Here is a 16,249-nt window from a genome sequence, read left to right as displayed (position 1 = left end):
TTCAGCTCCAATGGGCCGGACGGATAATACCGGCGGGCAGTTTCGTCTCCATATTCCCTTTAGCCGCATTCATCTGCGCCTGGGTCACAAACAAGCTGCCCGTCAAATCCGCGCCGCGGAGATCAGCATCGCGGAAATCCGCGCCAATCAGATCGGCTGACCTCAAGTCCGCCTTCCGCAGATCAGCGGCGATCAAATAAGCCCCGCGCAAGTTGGCGCAGCTTAGGTCGGCTCCGCTGAGACTCGCGCCTATCAAGTCTGCTCCCCGCCCCGCTTTCTTCGTTCTGCGACCGGAGCTTCTCAGCTGCCGGGCTTTCTCTTTCCGCTCCAGCTCGCTGGCCTGCAGCAGCAAAGCGCCGACTTCCCCGCGGTGTATACTTACATTCAAACCGGCTAATTCATCTGCACCGAGCGCTGTCAGCCGTCGGGTTTCTTCCAAAGCGGCCTTTATCCGATCATGGAGTGCGGAGGCACCGCCCAGAGTCAAAGCCTCGGCAAGATACCAAAGAAGCTCATGAAGCTGCCACATGACGGGGAACACTTCAAGCATTAGCTTTCCGGTCTCCGGATGCTCCCGCCAGCTTGCGCCACCGAACGTCTCCTGGGACAGCTTCTGTCCGGCCCCGAAACAATCATAAACCGTACAGCCGCGATATCCCTGCTCTCGAAGGCTTCCGTGGATGCCGCACCGAAAATCCTCCTGCAGATGGCGGCAGGCCTGCCCGGCAGGCTTGTCAGCCGCAAAATCAACGGAAGCTGCAAACGGCAGCGCCGCGCAGCATAACCCAAAACATTGCTCGCAATCCGCTTTTAGCTCCTCCCGCTGAAGCAGGAAGCCCGATGTCCCCTTTACCGAACCCAAGAGTTGTTCGCCTTGTCCCGCATTTCCTGCGTGTCCTGCTTGTTCAGTATGTCCAGCCAACTCTTTCATCTCCTTGCCTTATCTTGTTTTGCAGGGTTAAAACTCTGAATGCTTATCCTTTCTATTGTATCAGAATTCCTTTCGTTTAATGGAGGTAAAGAACAAATGAAAATACAACTTATCCGCAACGCATAGCGCTCTTGACGCCTTTAATCCCCGGATGACGATCGTTAATGCCGGCGGAGCGCGCTTCCTCGAAGGGGATCCGATTACGATGACGGACCAAGACATTGCCGAACTGGCGGGTTATGCGCCTTACACGCAAATCATGGCCGTTCATATGAAGAGCATCAACCATTGCCTGCTTACACGTGAACAGCTGAAAGACCGTTTAAGCAGCAAGAAGATAACGAACCGGATTATCATTCCCAGCGACGGCGAATGGGCGGATATGAGGTAATCTCCCCGTTTACCCGTTTGGATAAATAACCCGAGACAGCAAATTTATTTGACAGCAGCCGCACCAGTCCTGGTGCGGTTTTTGGGCTTGTTGTCTTCCGGATGCGGACAAGGAATTTACCGACCTTTGTTTCTCCTTCGGACAAGCGGGGGTAATAAACAAGCAAGCCTACCGATTTACCCTTATCTCGTAAGGGGCTTTGAAGCAAACATGAGGAGGAATGCAGAATGAGAAGGTTCGGCAGAACTGTAAGCGTCATCACCGCTGTCCTGCTGGCAGGCACTCTGCTGTCATCATGCGGCGGCACAACGTCCGCGGACGGCAAAGTGCATATCGAATTTTTCCAGAACAAGCCGGAGGCCAAAGATTCTTTCGACAAGCTGGTTGCCAAGTTTAACGCTGAGAATCCGAATATCGAAGTAACGCAGGTAAATCCGCCGGATGCCGAAACCGTTTTACTCACAAGAGTGGTCAAAAACGATGAACCGGACATCGTCGGCATGGGCGCAACGGACACCTTTTCCATTTTGTCCCAAAGCGGCATCTTTGAAGACCTGACCGGTCAGCCTTTGCTGGATCGAGTAAACCCTGCTTATGTCAAACAAATCACCGATGTAACCGGAATGGCCGACATCACCGGGGTCCCTTACGCGACCAATGCCAACGGCATTATGTACAACAAGGAAATTTTCCGCAAGCTGAACCTGCAGGTGCCCAAAACGTGGGACGAGCTGATCCAAACCGCCCAGGCCGTGAAGGCTGCCGGGATCATTCCTTTTTATTTCACCTATAAGGACGATTGGCAGACCAACCTTTCCTTTAACGCCCTCGGGCCGAATATTGTGGGCAACGATTTCTTCAAGGCCCGCCGGGCCGGCGAAACCACTTTTAAGGAGCATTTCCGGGAGGTAGCGGAAAAAATGCTCGCTTTGCTGGACTACGGCCACAGCGACAATTTCGGCAAAACCTACGCCGACGGCAACCGCTCTTTCGCCCGCGGCGAAGCCGCCATGTACATCCAGGGAACCTGGGCCATTCCCGAGCTCCGCAAAACAAACCCGGATCTGGAGCTGGGATTTTTCCCTTTTCCTACCGGCAATGATCCGAACAAAGTCAACCTGATCTCCGGCGTGGATACGCTGCTCGCCATTACGCAGTCCTCCAAACATAAAGAGGAAGCGGCCAAATTCGTAGAATTCCTGCTGCAGCCTGAAAATATCGGCCAATACATCGACGAGCAAACCGCGTTTGCCGCTGTGGAAGGCGTCAATCAGGACGACCCGGCGGTTGCGGAGCTTAAACCGTATTTTGAACAGTCCCGTTTCGTGGACTTTGCGGACCATTTCATTCCGGCGGCCGTTCAACTGAATTCCATTACCCAGTCATTCCTGCAAAATCATAATATCGACTGGTTCCTGAACACCTTGGACACGGAGTGGGACAAAGTCGCCAACCGGCGGCAGACCCAATAACCCGCTACTCGTTATCGCTAAGCAGACCAAAAAGGAGGATGAAGGATGGCTAGACGACGCGCGGCGTTTTACTGGATGACGATTCCGGCTGTAGTTCTCTTTTTCTTATTTCATACCTTTCCAGCCCTTCAGGGCGTTTATTATTCCTTTACCAACTGGAACGGCTTTGGGGATCATTATGATTTCATCGGCTTCAAAAACTATTATTACCTGTTCCAGGACAGCAACGTCTGGAATGCTTACGGGTTCACCTTCAAATTTGCGGTGGTGGCCACGATCTTTATCAACCTCATCAGCCTGCTCATCGCGCTGGGTCTGAACGCCAGCATCAAAGCGCGGAATTTCTTCCGGGCGGTGTATTTCCTGCCGAATATCCTGAGCGTACTGATCGTCGGATATATTTTTAACTACTTGTTCTCGAACGTATTTCCGATTTGGGGCGCCCATTTGGGCAGCGACACGCTGGCGGGCAATATTTTGGGGAATGAAAAATTCGCCTGGCTCGGCGTATCGTTCGTAGCCGTCTGGCAGGGCATCGCTTTTAACACAATTCTGTATCTGTCCGGCCTGCAGACCATTCCAACCGATATCTACGAAGCCTCCAATCTGGACGGGGCAAGCAAATGGCAGGAGTTTTGGAAAATCACCTTCCCGATGATCGCGCCCTTCTTCACCATCAACATGGTGCTGGCCATGAAAAACTCGCTGATGGTGTTCGACCTGATCGTCGCTTTGACCAACGGCGGGCCGGGACGCGCTACGCAGTCGATCTCCCACCTGATCTACACCGGCGGCTTTGAAGGCGGCGAATTCGCCTATCAATCAGCCAACTCGGTGATCTATTTTATCGTGATTGCGCTGATTTCGATTATTCAAATCCGATTCTTGCAGAGAAGGGAGACGGATATGTGATGAAGGTTCGGGGAAAAACCAACTGGACGGTTACGATATTCATTGCGCTGGGGACGCTGTTTATCCTGTTCCCTTTGTATATGGCCATTACGATTTCGCTGAAAAATCAGCAGGATATGCTGACCTCGGTGTTTGGCCTGCCGACACATTGGCGGTTTGAAAATTTCACGGAAGCGATCCGCATGACGAATTTCTTCCGCGCATTCGGCAACAGCGCTTTTGTGACCCTGGCAACCGCCGTGCTGACGCTGCTCACCAACTCCCTCGTCGCTTACGCGATTGCGCGTAACATGAACCACAAATTCTTTAAAGGGTTGTATTTCTATTTCATCAGCGCGATGTTTATTCCGTTCCCGATCATCATGCTGCCGATCGTCAAATTGACCTCTGCCATGGGCATGACCAACCTGGTCGGACTGACGATTCTGCATACGGTTTACGGGCTGGCCTTTAACGTGTTTGTTTACGTGGGCTACATCCGCTCCATTCCGACGGCGCTGGAGGAAGCAGCCCGGGTAGACGGGGCCTCGACGTGGGGCACGTTCTGGCGGATCATTTTCCCGCTGATGATGCCGATCAACGCCACTGTAGGCATTTTGATCTGCCTGTCCACATACAATGACTTCCTGCTTCCTCTCGTGATTATCAGCGATCAGAGCATGTATACCCTGCCGCTGGTGCAGTACATTTTCCAGGGTCAGTTCAACACCGAATTCAACCTGGCTTTCGCTTCTTACCTGCTCGCCATGCTGCCGATGATCCTGGTGTACGTATTCGCGCAGAAATGGATTATTAACGGGGTTACGCAAGGAGCCGTCAAATAAGAGGCTTGCAAAGACGCCGCTCTGCACACCGCACACCCTTGGCTGAACCCGCCGGGGGTGTTTATTTGTTCAAAATAAGTCATAATGGATAATCGAACAGCCGCTAGAAAACGGCATTGCCATCCTGTCTAAAAGGAGTTTTGCTGAAAATGGACAATCCCTTTACGTCTCCAATAACCGGATATGTAACTACTGAAGGCGATACGCTATATTATGAAATTCGCGGCGGTGGACAACCGCTGCTCCTAATTCCCAGCGAAGGGGATGCCGGCTGTTATGAGGCTGTCGCCCCCCTGCTCGCCAAGCATTACCAGGTGATCACTTATGACCGCAGAGGTCATTCCCGAAGCACCCGGCGTGACCCGGACCGCTTTGATATCGGCCGGCAGGCGCGGGATGCCGTGGCCGTACTGCAGGCAGCCGGGCACGATGCCGCGCTTGTATTCGCCAGCGGCGACGGCGGCGTTATTGCCCTGGAAATGATCAAAAGCCAGCCGCAGGCCATGAAGGCCGCCGTCATTCATGAACCGCCGGTCATCCGGCTGCTGCCGGACAGCAAAAGATGGCGGTATTTCTTCGGCGGCGTCTCGCGGACCGCGGAAATCCATGGAGTCAGCGAAGCGATGTTTATGCTGTCCTTGTCGCTGAAGCTGCCGCCGCAGGCGCAAAGCCGGATCCCGCAGGCGTACAAGGACCGCCTTGCCGGGAATGCGGCTTTTTACGTGAACCATGAACTGACGCCGCTGGTTCACTACAAGCCAAGTGCCGAGCTGCTGCTCGCCAGCGGGGTCCCGCTTAGGTTGGCGGCCGGACGGCTGACGCTGGACAACGATTTGTACTGCGGCCAAACCGCCAAGGTGCTGGCGGAAGCCTTAGGCTCCGAACCCGCCGTTCTGCCCGGCCATCACCTTTCCTTTTTTGATATGCCGGAGGAATGGGCAGCAGCTCTGGCAGAGATTTTACCTGTTGGTTAATGAGCCGATGAAGTTATCCGATTAAAGCCGACAAAAGCTAACCCAATTAAAGCCGAGTCATTAAGACAGATTCAATAAAGCAATTTAATAAGGCAATTCAGTAAGCATGAGGAATAACGCCCTCATGCTTTTTTGCCCTTTCTATTCTATGACCCCCTCTATGAACAACACGTGCCGGTTTCTTCCAGCCTTATAGGTGAACAGGAACGTGGCCATGCCTCCAGTTCATAATAGGGTCAACGTTATCATCAGGTAACGATGTCCAGGCTTTGGACAAAGGTCCGGCCAAAATCCCGGCATTTCCCTTTCTCTTCCTGGCTCGGGCCGTATTCTATCTTCAGCCCGCCCTGAACAAGCGCTGCTCCCCATGCTTTGAGCCTATCCTCCAGCTCATCAACCGCCCCGCAGTAAATTGGGTAGCCTGTATCCCCGCTGCCGAACACCGCCGCAGGTCTCCCTTGGAGGTCAAGCTCCTCCAGCTCCTCTACGAAATCCAGAAATTCATCCGGAAGCTCCCCTCCTCCCCATGTATAAGCCCCCAACATAAAAGCATCATATTTCAGCAGTTCAACTGCACTGCATTCATCCACCATTTTCAGAACCACTTCTGATCCGGCGGCTTGGATGCCCTCCGCGATCAACTCGGCAATCTCTTCCGTATTGCCTGTTAAACTGGCATAGACGATAAGGATTTTGCTCACTTCGAACATCTCCCTTTTACAAATAACCAACCCTTAATCCGAGTATAATTGATAATGATTCTCATCGTCAAATATAAAAAGGAGTATTCCCCTGTAAGGCCCAGCACCCCTTCGCCGCCTGCCCGGCAAAGGGGTTAACTCTGCTCCCTTCATGATCTCTAACCGATTGTCTCCGGCAGCGGAACGGCATTTTGAGGGAAAAAGCCCGCTTCCGAGTGACCATCCTCCTGGGCTTCCCTCCGCCCTTTCTCCATATCGGACCAGGCCATAAGCGCCATTCCAATCACAAAGAAAGCAAGCAGGGACAAAATGCCCCAGCGGGTAGACCCCGTAATTTGTCCAACTAATCCGAAGACAAACGGCCCAAATATCGAAGAGAATTTGCCAGTTACATTCACAAACCCAAAAAATTCACCCGTCCGCTTGGCCGGCATTAATTCACTGAACAAGGATCGGGCCAGCGATTGGCTGCCGCCCTGAACAAGTCCGACCATGCCCGCCAGAAGGTAAAAGTGAAGGGCGCTGGTCATGAAATAACCCAACCCTACGATAAGCACATAGCAGGCCAGTGATAAATAAAGCAGCTTTTTCGCACCGAACCGTTCGGCCAGCTTCCCCAGCAGCAGTGTGCAAGGGAAGCCGACAAATTGCGTGATTAACAAAGCAAGGATCAGGTCACTGGAGCCAATCCCAATACTCGTACCATATATAGTTGCCATCAAAATAATCGTGTTGATCCCGTCGTTGAAGAACCAGAAGGCGGCCATGAATTTCAGCAGCTCCGGATAACGGGCTAGCTCACGGAAGGTCTTGACCAGCCCGGCAAAGCCGCTCCTTGCCTCTCTCCCATTCCCGGCTCCGCCATTTGCCGAAGATGGATTCCCCGGCTTGCTGCTAACCCGGAATATAGGGATTGAGAAGACCAGCCACCACACGGCTACGCTAGCAAAAGCCAGCCGGGTTCCTGCCAGTGTATCCGGCAGTCCAAACCATTCCGGCTGCTGAATCATCAACAGATTCACTGCCAGCAGCAGGCCTCCCCCAATGTAACCGTAAGCGTAGCCTTGCGAGGAGACATATTCCCTTTTGCCGGAGGGAACCAAATCAGGCAGCAGCGCATCATAGAACGTGTTGGCGCCTGCAAATCCAATCGTCGATAAGACCAGCAGGGTCGAAGCCGCCAGCCAGTCCCCTTCTCCGATAAAAACAAATCCCAGCGTTGCTGCCATTCCAAGCAGAGAGAAGGTTCTGAGGAAATTCCCTTTCTTCCCTGACCGGTCTGCAGCCGCGCCCAGAATCGGCGCAAGCAAAGCTACAAACAGCATTCCTACGGAGTGGGTGTAACCCAAATAAGAGGATGCTGTCTGCGAGTCCAGCGTAGCTGCCGCTACCTGACTATAAAAGATAGGCAGAACCACCGCCAAGACCGTCGTGGCATAAGCCGAATTGGCAAAGTCATACATGATCCAGGCCCAAACAGAACGTTTATTCATCCCAATCCCCTTTTCTCTCTTCTGATGATTCAAGAGATGTTCTCTTCTAAAATGGAAGACCATACAGCTTCAGTCTATCACCGCTGTATGAAGTAGAATCGGGAAGTTTGTTAAATCAGGGAATAAATAAACACCGGCCGCCAGCCTTCCGTTCTCCTCATTTAGGACAGCCCTCTTAGAGCCGATTTAGTGGTTTATTTGGGCAGCTTGGCTTGGGCCGTCTTGAGTGCAGCCGTTATTTTATCCGCGCAGGACTTCAGCTTTTGCTGCGAGCTGTGCACTTTACCCAGCTCGGTGTACATCACAGCCATTTCAGCAGCCGCTGTAATGGCGTTCCCCTGCTTGACCGCTGCGCGGTACAGCTTTTCGGCCGCACTTTTGTTTTTATTGGCAGCTGAAATCAGCTTGTTCTCGGCTGCCATCTGCTGTTTCAGTGTTTTGACCGGCAGCAGCGCATCCTGCACCGTCTTCTTTTTGGCGGCTGCCTGCTTTCTTGCGGCTGTTAATGCGTCTTTCTTTACTTTGATCTCCTGCTTGGCCGCCTCCACTTCGGGTTTCATTTTGTTCCGCTTCAAGTCCAGCAGATCGGCTTTTTTCTTGTCCTTGATCTTCCTGGCGGCAGCCGCCTGCTTGCCAAGGGACGTATATTCGTCCAGCAGCGGGGCATATTTCTTGGCGGCCGCATCCGCTGCGCTTTGCAACTGGCTGATCTTCGTCTTGTCAATGCTGCTAATGCCGGCATTAATTCTGGACAGCTGGTCGTTATTGGTTTTGTTCAAAGCCGTAATCTGCGCTTTCTCCGCCTTCACAACGGCTTCCAGCGCCGTAAAGCTGTCATGCAGCCCGTCCAGGCTGGACAAAGCCGAGCTCCAGCTGTCCGCATAAGCGGGCGGCGTTAATGCCCCGATACTTACAACCACAGCCAGCAGTAAACTCGCAGCCCTTCTCACCCAAACCTTCCCTTTCTTAGCACGCATGAATTTCCAACTCCTCATTCTTATTTTTTCAAAACAGCTGGAGGAAAAACGCGCCGGAGAAACCATCCTAGCGCATAAAAAAAAGCACTCCGCAAGAAGGCTCAAGAGCCTTGCCTGCGGAGTGCTTCTTCCGCTAACCTGTTTTGATTGCTTTTACTATAACCCTGGTATTTCCAATTGTCAACCTAAATAACGAACATATGTTTCTTTAAATTTGGGGATTGACAAACTCCTGACTTATATTTAAAGTTTTTATATCATCTTATTGATAATGATTATCAATATCATAAAAGTTAAAGAGGTGTCTTTGAAAGATGAAAAAGTTATTTATCCCCCTGTTAGTCCTTGTAGTGCTTGCACTAAGCGCCTGCGGCAACAATCAGAACAACAGCGCTAACAGCGCCGGCAATACGCCCCCAAGCTCCAGCGCGAGCTCGGACAATGCCAGCTCCACTAATGCCAATTCTAGTACAGCCCCTGCTGCAAGCGACAACGCCTCCGGGACGATCACGTATCAGTCCGAGAACGGGCCGCTCGAGCTTCCGGCGAACCCGCAGCGTGTGGTCGCTCTGGCCGGTTATGCAGGCAATCTGATCGGATTGGGTGTCCCGCTTGTCGGCGTGGATTCCTGGACCAAATCGGATCCTAATTTTAAGGAGCAGCTGAAGGATATCCCGGAGGTGTCCGAAGAAAATCTGGAAAAAATCATTGAGCTTAAACCCGACTTGATCATTACGAGCTCAGACGCCAAAAACCTCGATAAATTAAAGCAGATTGCTCCCACTGTCGCTTATACATATAACAAAGTGGACTACCTGCAGCAGATTTTAGAAATCGGCAAAGCGGTCAACCAGGAGCAAAAAGCAGCCGACTGGATCGCCGATTTCAAGGAACGCGCCAAGCAGCTGGGCGATGAAATCAAAGCCGAAATCGGCGCGGATAAAACCGTAACCGTCATGGAAGGCGATTCAAAGCAGTTGTATGTCTTTGGGGATGCCTGGGGCCGAGGAACCGAAGTCCTCTATCAGGCAATGGGCCTGAAAATGCCGGATAAAGTCAAGGAGATGACCTCCAAGCAGGGCTATTATGATTTGTCTCTGGAAGTCCTGCCGCAGTATATCGGAGACTACGCCATTTATTCGAAGGACCCTTCGATGGATAATTCCTTTCAAGGAACCGATACGTACAAAAACATCCCTGCCGTCAAAAATAACCATGTATTTGAAGTGGATGCCAACACCTTCTATTTCAACGACATGATATCCCTTGATTATCAGCTTGATTTCTTCAAGAAATCGTTCCTGGGCAGCTAATAACGCCAAACCCAAATGCCCAGCCGTGCAGAAGGACTCCTTCAGGAGTTCTTTCTGCTATCCTCTTATAAGGAACTGATGAACGAACCATGAAACCACAACCGCAAACAAACTTGTCCCATCAGCCTGCTTCCAATAGCAGGCCACAAAGCCCGTCTGGATCCAGACGGTCCCGCAACTTTGTGCCGAAGCTGCTGCTCAGCCTCCTTCTCTTTGCCGCCATGTTTGCTTTAGCCATGATGATCGGTGCTAAAAACATAGCGCTAACGGATATTTGGAGCGCTATGTTCCGCCCCGGCGTTCAAGGCGAAGATATCTCGATCATCCGTGATATCCGGCTGCCGCGCGAAGTGGGCGGCATTCTCGTCGGCTCCGCTTTAGCGGTCTCAGGCGCCATCATGCAGGGCCTGACCCGGAATCCGCTGGCCGATCCGGGTCTGCTCGGGCTTACCGCCGGGGCAAACGCAGCGCTTGCCTTTACTTTTGCATTTATTCCCGCCGTCGGTTATTTCGGCACGATGACGGCCTGCTTTATCGGCGCGGCTTGCGGCGTGATGCTCGTGTTCGGCCTCAGCGCCCTGCGGCGTAGAGGCCTGTCCCCGCTGCGCATGGTGCTTGCCGGCGCAGCGGTGTCCGCCCTGCTGTCCGCCGTTGCCGACGGCATCAGCCTGGCTTTCAAAATTTCCAAAAACGTCTCCATGTGGACCGCCGGCGGGCTTATCGGCACCACCTGGGGGCAAATTCAAGCGATTGCTCCCGTCATCATCCTTGGCGTGGCTGCGGCCCTCCTCTTGTCCCGGCAGCTCACCATTCTCAGCCTGAACGAAGAAGCGGCTGTAGGCCTCGGCCTTAAAAGCACGCAGGTCAAAATCGCCCTATACGTGCTGATTACGCTGCTAGCCGGCGCATCCGTCGCCCTGGTCGGGAATTTTGCTTTTATCGGCTTAATGATTCCTCACATCGTAAGAGCTTTGGTCGGCACGGATTACCGGACCATTTTGCCGATGTCGGCCATCCTTGGCGCCGTTTTTATGCTGTTTGCGGATTTCCTGGCCCGGATGGTCAACGCGCCTATGGAGACGCCGATCGCGGCGATCATCTCGATTATGGGACTGCCTTTCTTCCTGTTAATCGTACGTAAAGGAGTCAAGTCACTGTCATGAGCCAACTTCAACTGATCCGCAGACAACAAATCGTGTTTGGCGGCCTGCTCCTGCTCACGCTGGCAACGATCGCCATCGGCATGGGCATCGGTTACGCTTCCGTCTCTTACGACCGGCTGATTCCCACTTTACTCGGACACGGGAGCTTTAAAGACGAGTTCGTATTGTTCTCCATCCGGCTTCCGCGCATGCTGATCACCCTGCTGGCCGGCATGGCCCTTGCCCTGTCCGGCTCCATTCTTCAGGGCATTACCCGCAATGAGCTGGCCGATCCGGGCATCGTCGGCATCAATGCCGGCGCGGGCGTAGGCATTACGGTCTTTTTCCTGTTTGTCCCGGTTGATGCGGATACATTCGCTTACGTGATGCCGCTTGTGGCCTTTATCGGCGCTTTGGTTACCGCCTTACTTATTTATTCGTTCTCCTACAGCCGTCAAGACGGCATGCAGCCGATGAAGCTTGTCCTGACCGGCGTAGGGTTCTCCCTCGCTTTATCCGGCCTCATGATCGTGCTGATTTCCCGCACGGAGCGTGCCAAAGTCGACTTTATTTCCCGTTGGCTGGCCGGCAATGTCTGGGGGACCGATTGGCCGTTTGTTATCGCGCTGCTGCCCTGGCTGGTGCTGCTGATTCCTTATGCCTTATACAAATCGAAGACGTTAAACCTGCTGGCGCTGAATGAAGAGGTTGCTGTGGGAGCGGGCGTTCCCATGCAAAAGGACCGGATTCTCCTTACGCTTGCCGCCGTTGCGCTGGCTGCTTCCGCTGTTTCGGTCACCGGAGGCATCGCGTTTATCGGGCTGATGGCTCCGCATATTGCGAGAGCTTTGGTAGGTCCAAGACATCAGCTGTTCGTTCCGGTGTCCATTTTGATGGGCGGGTGGCTGCTGCTTCTGGCCGATACGATCGGACGCAATCTGGCCGACCCGGACGGCATCCCGGCCGGGATTGTGGTTGCTTTTATCGGAGCGCCTTATTTTCTGTACCTGCTGCTAAAAAAATAGAAACTCCCGGTATTGCGAAGATTTTTGGCTTTCCCAAACTAAGAGATTATAATAGGTTGTGGGGCTGCCCGAGCGCAGCCACCTACCATCTCTCTTAAGGAGGCCAACGGACACATGCAGCTTATCTTTCATGGACATTCCACCATCCAATTAAACTCCAATGGCAAGTCCCTGATTGTCGATCCTTTTCTGAGCGGCAATCAGCTCGCAGCCGTTAAACCTGAAGACATTAAAGTCGATGCAGTACTCCTGACGCACGCGCATGCCGACCATATCCTGGATGCGGCGCCTATCTCCAAAGCCAACGGCGCTCCGGTTATCGCCAATCCCGAATTGGCCACCTACCTGACCTGGCAGGGCGTAGAACAAACGATTGGCATGAACATCGGCGGAACTGTTGACCTTGGTTTTGCCACGGCCAAAATGACCCATGCCTTCCACAGCTCCGGCATGATCGACGAAGCCAACAAAACGGTCGTTTACGGCGGTATGCCGGCCGGCTTTATTATCAAAGCGGAAGGCAAAACCATCGTGCACGCCGGCGATACCGGCTTGTTCAGCGACATGAAAATGATCGGCGACATGAATGAAATCGACGTGGTGTTCCTGCCGATCGGCGACCATTTTACGATGGGGCCTGAAGATGCGCTGCAGGCAGCCGTTTGGTACAACGCCAAACTTGTTGTGCCTATCCACTATGACACCTTCCCTCCGATCAAACAGGACGCAGACGCTTTTGTCAACAAGCTGGAGGCCAAAGGCCTTAAAGGCAAAGTCCTCAAACCGGGCGAATCGATCGAAATTTAATTCCGATGTAAAACATGAAGGCATCCTTTTCCGGAATCCGGAAGGATGCCTTTTATTTTCGATAGGCCATGAATTTGCATGCTGAATTTTTGTTATTTATCCCTTTGTGCTGCCGCTTCTGTACGTTTGTTTCTCAAATACCACGTTCCGGCTGCAAAATATAACGCGAGGAGCACCGCAATTCCGGTATACGCCGCTCCTCCGAAACGTCCCAGCACCCTCGGCTCCACGAACTCCAGCAGCCAGCCCGCCGCCATCATCGACATGCCGAGCAGCACGCTGCCGACAGCCGATAGGAGACCAAATACCGTTCCTCGCTGCTCGGAGGGAATTTCGCGCATCAGCACCGTATCCAGACAGGCGCTTCCAAAGCCGGAGGCAAAGGAAAGAGCGCTGAACAGCACAAAGGCATAAACCAAAGCGGGCACTGTACTGATAACCATAAGCAGCAGCCCTTCGGCGAGCAAGCCGATCAAAGCTCCGGCAATCATGTGTTTCCCCGCAAATCGGCTCACAAACATACTCAGAACCAACCCGATGCCGATGGCTCCATATAACAGCCCTACCCCCAAATCCCCCGCATGGAATACCTGGATCGCATACACGCTGAGCAGCACGTTATCCAGTCCATTAAACAGCGGAACTAGCAGTTCAAACCCGGCAGCCACCTGCAGAGGCAGGCTGACAGCGAGCAGCTTCCATAATGTAAATCTCATTGATCTGCGGACATCTTGAACGCGTGCAGATGCATCCGTCCGGTTATCCTGCAAGGTTCCGCGCTCAACAGGGGTGAAGTCCATTTGTAAGATCAGCAGCGCTGTCAACAGGAATGAACAGGCGTTTAAAGCAAATGACCAATCAGGGCCAAGCCATAACGAAACCACTCCCCCCATCATAGCTCCGACCACCAGGACAAAACCCAGGAGAACCTGCTCCAGGCTGTTGACCGTCATAAGTTCTTCCTTCTTAACCAGCAGTGGAATCGAGGACTTGCGGACCGGGCCATAAATGGCTTCTCCGACGGCCAGCAGAAAGCTTGCGGCGTAAATGATCCATAAATCCCGTTCCGTATGGACCAGCAGGAAAGAAAGCGCAACTGGGACACGCATCAAATCGGCTGCGATCATCATCTTTTTCCGCGAAAGCTTGTCGGCCATCCGTCCTCCTAACGGAGCAAATAACAAGAAGGGCAGAAAGCGGATGCCCATGGTCAGGCCCACCGCCATACCGGAGCCCGTCAGGTTCAGAATAAGGGACAACATCGCTACCTGGCTGAAACGGTCGCCGATGCCGTTCACAAGCCCTGACAGAAACAGGCGGGTGTAGTTTGTTCGAGTATAAAGCAGTCTCATCGGGGTATTTACAGCTTTCATCCTTAGTTTCCTCTCCATCCCATCTCTTTTTATTAATTCGACATTCATTTAATTTAATAAATATATAATTAGATGTTAATCTAATAAATGGATCAAAGCAAGAGATTCTGAATACGGAGGTGGAGATGGAAGCGGGGATGGAAGTCGCAGCCGCAATCGGGTAGGAGGCTACCCATTAATTGGGCAGCCGACCTCCCACACCACCGTACGTACCGTTCGGTATACGGCGGTTCCATTAGGAATGCGCAGTAACTTGTCGATAATAATCAGAAAAGAAAAGGAATCCGAGGTTCTTCAGCCTATTGTTACCGAGGGACTTCGAGAGGATTGGGCTATTGGAGATTCTCCAATAGCCCTTTCTTGTGTTTGCGTATTCCCACGCCTTCTGTTCATGAATTCCGAGCGATATAAGCCTTTCGAGTTTCGTCCTCACTCGTTTCCATTGCTTCCAGAAGACCATTCGGATACGCCTTCTCATCCATTTATCAGTGGTTTGGAGTAGTTGTTTCATGTCAGCAAGCTTGAAATAATTTACCCATCCCATGATGTAACGCCTAAGCTTCAGCGCCCGGTCGGTGTTGCCCATTCCGTTGCTTCTCGACGTTAGCTCTTTCACTTTAGCTTTCATCTTGGATACGGATTTGGGATGGATTCTGACCCGCGTTTCCCCTTTGCTCTGGTAGAATGAGAAGCCAAGAAATTTAACTTTTGTCGCATCGTCCACAATCGTTTTCTCCCGGTTTACCTTGAGAAACAACTTCTTCTCGATGTAAGGGAGAATTTTCGTCAGGGTACGCTCCGCACTCCTCCTGCTCCGGCAGAATATGAGCATATCGTCTGCGTATCGCACGAATCGATGTCCTCTTGCTTCCAGTTCCTTGTCCAATTCATTCAGCATGATATTGCTGAGAATCGGACTTAGGTTCCCTCCCTGCGGTACGCCGATTTCCGTGTCCTCAAACTTATGCTTCACGACGACTCCCGCCCGGAGATACTTATGGATGAGCGAGATCACTCGTCCGTCTTTGATCGTTCTTGAAAGCACCTCGATAAGCTTGCTTTGGTTGACGGTGTCAAAGTATTTCTCCAAGTCCATATCCACCACGTAACGATATCCCTCTTGCACGTATTGTTGGCTTCGTTTCATCGCGTGGTGTGCGCTCCGTTTGGGTCGGAATCCGTAGCTGTTGTCTGAAAACTGCCTCTCATAAATTGGCGTAAGCACTTGGGCGATTGCCTGCTGGATGACTCGGTCAACCACTGTTGGGATGCCAAGGTTTCTCTTCTTTCCGTTCTCTTTGGGAATCTCTACCCTTCGAACGGGATTCGGGCGGTACTTGCCGCCCAAGATCAGTTGCTTGATGGTCTCGCCGTTGTCTCTGAGATATTGTAGAAGTTCATCTACTCCCATCCCGTCGATTCCGTGCGATCCCTTGTTCGCTTTGACTCTCTTGAATGCTTCGTTCAAGTTGTCCCTGCTAACGATTTTCTCAAGCAACCGGTCCTTCGACTCGGTTGCGTTGGTGTCGTCGGTTTCGGTTATCCTCGCAGGACTGTGCACTCCCGCATATCCTTCGTGTTCCGCACTATTCTTTTGCAAAGAGTCTTCCGTTAGAAGTTGGCTGCCCTTGGCTCCTGTTTCGGTAACTTTCATTGACTTCACCTCCTAAGGTTCAGCCCTTCCCTCGAACCGTCGACTGTTCGCGGTACTATGGCGTCTGCTGACTTCTCATGATAAATCTTGTTTCAACCGTGATTCGAAGTGCATCTCCTCACGTCCATGAGACCTCCCACGGTAAGACGATTCACTTTCCTTCCATATACCCACATCATTTACATTGGTACGTCCGTGTAGTTAATTGGACTTCGTCTTGTTTAGCAGACTCATCCCGTATCCTATGCCTGATGATGTTC

Annotated in this window: 15 protein-coding genes; 9 read left to right on the top strand and 6 right to left on the bottom strand. The window is 52.3% G+C overall.

Annotated elements, in window-relative coordinates:
* Position 1: 1 nt before the first annotated feature.
* Entirely contained in the window at positions 2 to 862 is an 861-nt protein-coding gene (locus AWM70_RS01850; protein WP_068700273.1) for a pentapeptide repeat-containing protein, read from the bottom strand.
* A gap of 220 nt (positions 863 to 1,082) precedes the next feature.
* On the opposite strand from AWM70_RS01850, the gene AWM70_RS01845 reads away from it, so the two are divergent.
* From AWM70_RS01845 to AWM70_RS01825, 5 genes are all read left to right on the top strand, one after another.
* Positions 1,083 to 1,322 carry a hypothetical protein gene (locus AWM70_RS01845; protein WP_169823388.1) on the top strand — a complete coding sequence of 80 codons (240 nt, stop codon included), beginning with the start codon at positions 1,083 to 1,085 and terminating at the stop codon, positions 1,320 to 1,322.
* Between the two features lie 227 nt (positions 1,323 to 1,549).
* Positions 1,550 to 2,794: an ABC transporter substrate-binding protein gene (locus tag AWM70_RS01840; protein ID WP_068693855.1), complete on the top strand. Its 1,245-nt coding sequence runs from the start codon at positions 1,550 to 1,552 to the stop codon at positions 2,792 to 2,794.
* A gap of 45 nt (positions 2,795 to 2,839) precedes the next feature.
* Positions 2,840 to 3,706 carry a carbohydrate ABC transporter permease gene (locus AWM70_RS01835; protein WP_068693853.1) on the top strand — a complete coding sequence of 289 codons (867 nt, stop codon included), beginning with the start codon at positions 2,840 to 2,842 and terminating at the stop codon, positions 3,704 to 3,706.
* Positions 3,706 to 4,530 carry a carbohydrate ABC transporter permease gene (locus tag AWM70_RS01830; RefSeq protein ID WP_068693851.1) on the top strand — a complete coding sequence of 275 codons (825 nt, stop codon included), beginning with the start codon at positions 3,706 to 3,708 and terminating at the stop codon, positions 4,528 to 4,530. The genes AWM70_RS01835 and AWM70_RS01830 overlap by 1 nt, the downstream gene beginning before the upstream one ends.
* A 149-nt stretch (positions 4,531 to 4,679) precedes the next feature.
* Complete coding sequence (locus AWM70_RS01825) at positions 4,680 to 5,504, top strand: alpha/beta fold hydrolase (RefSeq protein ID WP_068693849.1); 825 nt, start codon at positions 4,680 to 4,682, stop codon at positions 5,502 to 5,504.
* 248 nt (positions 5,505 to 5,752) lie between these two features.
* On the opposite strand, the gene AWM70_RS01820 is transcribed toward AWM70_RS01825, so the two are convergent.
* The 3 genes from AWM70_RS01820 to AWM70_RS01810 form a co-directional block, all read right to left on the bottom strand.
* Positions 5,753 to 6,205 carry a flavodoxin gene (locus AWM70_RS01820; RefSeq protein ID WP_206093408.1) on the bottom strand — a complete coding sequence of 151 codons (453 nt, stop codon included), beginning with the start codon at positions 6,203 to 6,205 and terminating at the stop codon, positions 5,753 to 5,755.
* 158 nt (positions 6,206 to 6,363) lie between these two features.
* On the bottom strand, positions 6,364 to 7,698 hold the full coding sequence (locus tag AWM70_RS01815) for an MFS transporter (protein WP_068693846.1): 1,335 nt from the start codon (positions 7,696 to 7,698) through the stop codon (positions 6,364 to 6,366).
* 194 nt (positions 7,699 to 7,892) lie between these two features.
* Positions 7,893 to 8,675: a hypothetical protein gene (locus AWM70_RS01810; RefSeq protein WP_083180090.1), complete on the bottom strand. Its 783-nt coding sequence runs from the start codon at positions 8,673 to 8,675 to the stop codon at positions 7,893 to 7,895.
* A 314-nt stretch (positions 8,676 to 8,989) separates the two neighbouring features.
* On the opposite strand from AWM70_RS01810, the gene AWM70_RS01805 reads away from it, so the two are divergent.
* From AWM70_RS01805 to AWM70_RS01790, 4 genes are all read left to right on the top strand, one after another.
* A complete protein-coding gene (locus AWM70_RS01805; RefSeq protein ID WP_068693844.1) occupies positions 8,990 to 9,988 on the top strand; it encodes an iron-hydroxamate ABC transporter substrate-binding protein in 999 nt (332 codons plus the stop codon).
* Positions 9,989 to 10,077: 89 nt separating this feature from the next.
* Positions 10,078 to 11,151 (top strand): FecCD family ABC transporter permease, encoded by a 1,074-nt coding sequence (locus AWM70_RS01800; RefSeq protein ID WP_083180089.1) that lies wholly within the window; start codon positions 10,078 to 10,080, stop codon positions 11,149 to 11,151.
* Positions 11,148 to 12,155: a FecCD family ABC transporter permease gene (locus tag AWM70_RS01795; RefSeq protein WP_068693842.1), complete on the top strand. Its 1,008-nt coding sequence runs from the start codon at positions 11,148 to 11,150 to the stop codon at positions 12,153 to 12,155. The genes AWM70_RS01800 and AWM70_RS01795 overlap by 4 nt, the downstream gene beginning before the upstream one ends.
* 114 nt (positions 12,156 to 12,269) lie before the next feature.
* Positions 12,270 to 12,962 (top strand): metal-dependent hydrolase, encoded by a 693-nt coding sequence (locus AWM70_RS01790; RefSeq protein ID WP_068693840.1) that lies wholly within the window; start codon positions 12,270 to 12,272, stop codon positions 12,960 to 12,962.
* 92 nt (positions 12,963 to 13,054) lie between these two features.
* On the opposite strand, the gene AWM70_RS01785 is transcribed toward AWM70_RS01790, so the two are convergent.
* Both AWM70_RS01785 and ltrA read right to left on the bottom strand, forming a co-directional pair.
* On the bottom strand, positions 13,055 to 14,335 hold the full coding sequence (locus AWM70_RS01785) for an MFS transporter (protein WP_169823387.1): 1,281 nt from the start codon (positions 14,333 to 14,335) through the stop codon (positions 13,055 to 13,057).
* A 235-nt stretch (positions 14,336 to 14,570) separates the two neighbouring features.
* The gene (ltrA, locus tag AWM70_RS01780) at positions 14,571 to 15,989 is read right to left on the bottom strand and encodes a group II intron reverse transcriptase/maturase (RefSeq protein WP_068693838.1); all 1,419 of its coding nucleotides are present in this window, start codon (positions 15,987 to 15,989) and stop codon (positions 14,571 to 14,573) included.
* Positions 15,990 to 16,249: the final 260 nt, after the last annotated feature.

Origin of the sequence: Paenibacillus yonginensis (genome assembly GCF_001685395.1) — a bacterium.
In the GTDB taxonomy this organism is placed as follows: domain Bacteria; phylum Bacillota; class Bacilli; order Paenibacillales; family Paenibacillaceae; genus Fontibacillus; species Fontibacillus yonginensis.
Note: the sequence above shows the minus strand (reverse complement) of the source record. Positions and strands in the feature narration are given on the sequence as shown.

What these genes read in the sequence shown, in the direction of transcription:
- AWM70_RS01835 (WP_068693853.1), top strand. Translation starts at nt 2,840, where the DNA reads ATGGCTAGACGACGCGCGGCGTTTTACTGGATGACGATTCCGGCTGTA.
- AWM70_RS01785 (WP_169823387.1), bottom strand. Translation starts at nt 14,335, where the DNA reads ATGAAAGCTGTAAATACCCCGATGAGACTGCTTTATACTCGAACAAAC.
- AWM70_RS01810 (WP_083180090.1), bottom strand. Translation starts at nt 8,675, where the DNA reads ATGCGTGCTAAGAAAGGGAAGGTTTGGGTGAGAAGGGCTGCGAGTTTA.
- AWM70_RS01845 (WP_169823388.1), top strand. Translation starts at nt 1,083, where the DNA reads ATGACGATCGTTAATGCCGGCGGAGCGCGCTTCCTCGAAGGGGATCCG.
- ltrA (WP_068693838.1), bottom strand. Translation starts at nt 15,989, where the DNA reads ATGAAAGTTACCGAAACAGGAGCCAAGGGCAGCCAACTTCTAACGGAA.
- AWM70_RS01840 (WP_068693855.1), top strand. Translation starts at nt 1,550, where the DNA reads ATGAGAAGGTTCGGCAGAACTGTAAGCGTCATCACCGCTGTCCTGCTG.
- AWM70_RS01815 (WP_068693846.1), bottom strand. Translation starts at nt 7,698, where the DNA reads ATGAATAAACGTTCTGTTTGGGCCTGGATCATGTATGACTTTGCCAAT.
- AWM70_RS01805 (WP_068693844.1), top strand. Translation starts at nt 8,990, where the DNA reads ATGAAAAAGTTATTTATCCCCCTGTTAGTCCTTGTAGTGCTTGCACTA.
- AWM70_RS01800 (WP_083180089.1), top strand. Translation starts at nt 10,078, where the DNA reads ATGAAACCACAACCGCAAACAAACTTGTCCCATCAGCCTGCTTCCAAT.
- AWM70_RS01825 (WP_068693849.1), top strand. Translation starts at nt 4,680, where the DNA reads ATGGACAATCCCTTTACGTCTCCAATAACCGGATATGTAACTACTGAA.
- AWM70_RS01790 (WP_068693840.1), top strand. Translation starts at nt 12,270, where the DNA reads ATGCAGCTTATCTTTCATGGACATTCCACCATCCAATTAAACTCCAAT.
- AWM70_RS01795 (WP_068693842.1), top strand. Translation starts at nt 11,148, where the DNA reads ATGAGCCAACTTCAACTGATCCGCAGACAACAAATCGTGTTTGGCGGC.
- AWM70_RS01830 (WP_068693851.1), top strand. Translation starts at nt 3,706, where the DNA reads ATGAAGGTTCGGGGAAAAACCAACTGGACGGTTACGATATTCATTGCG.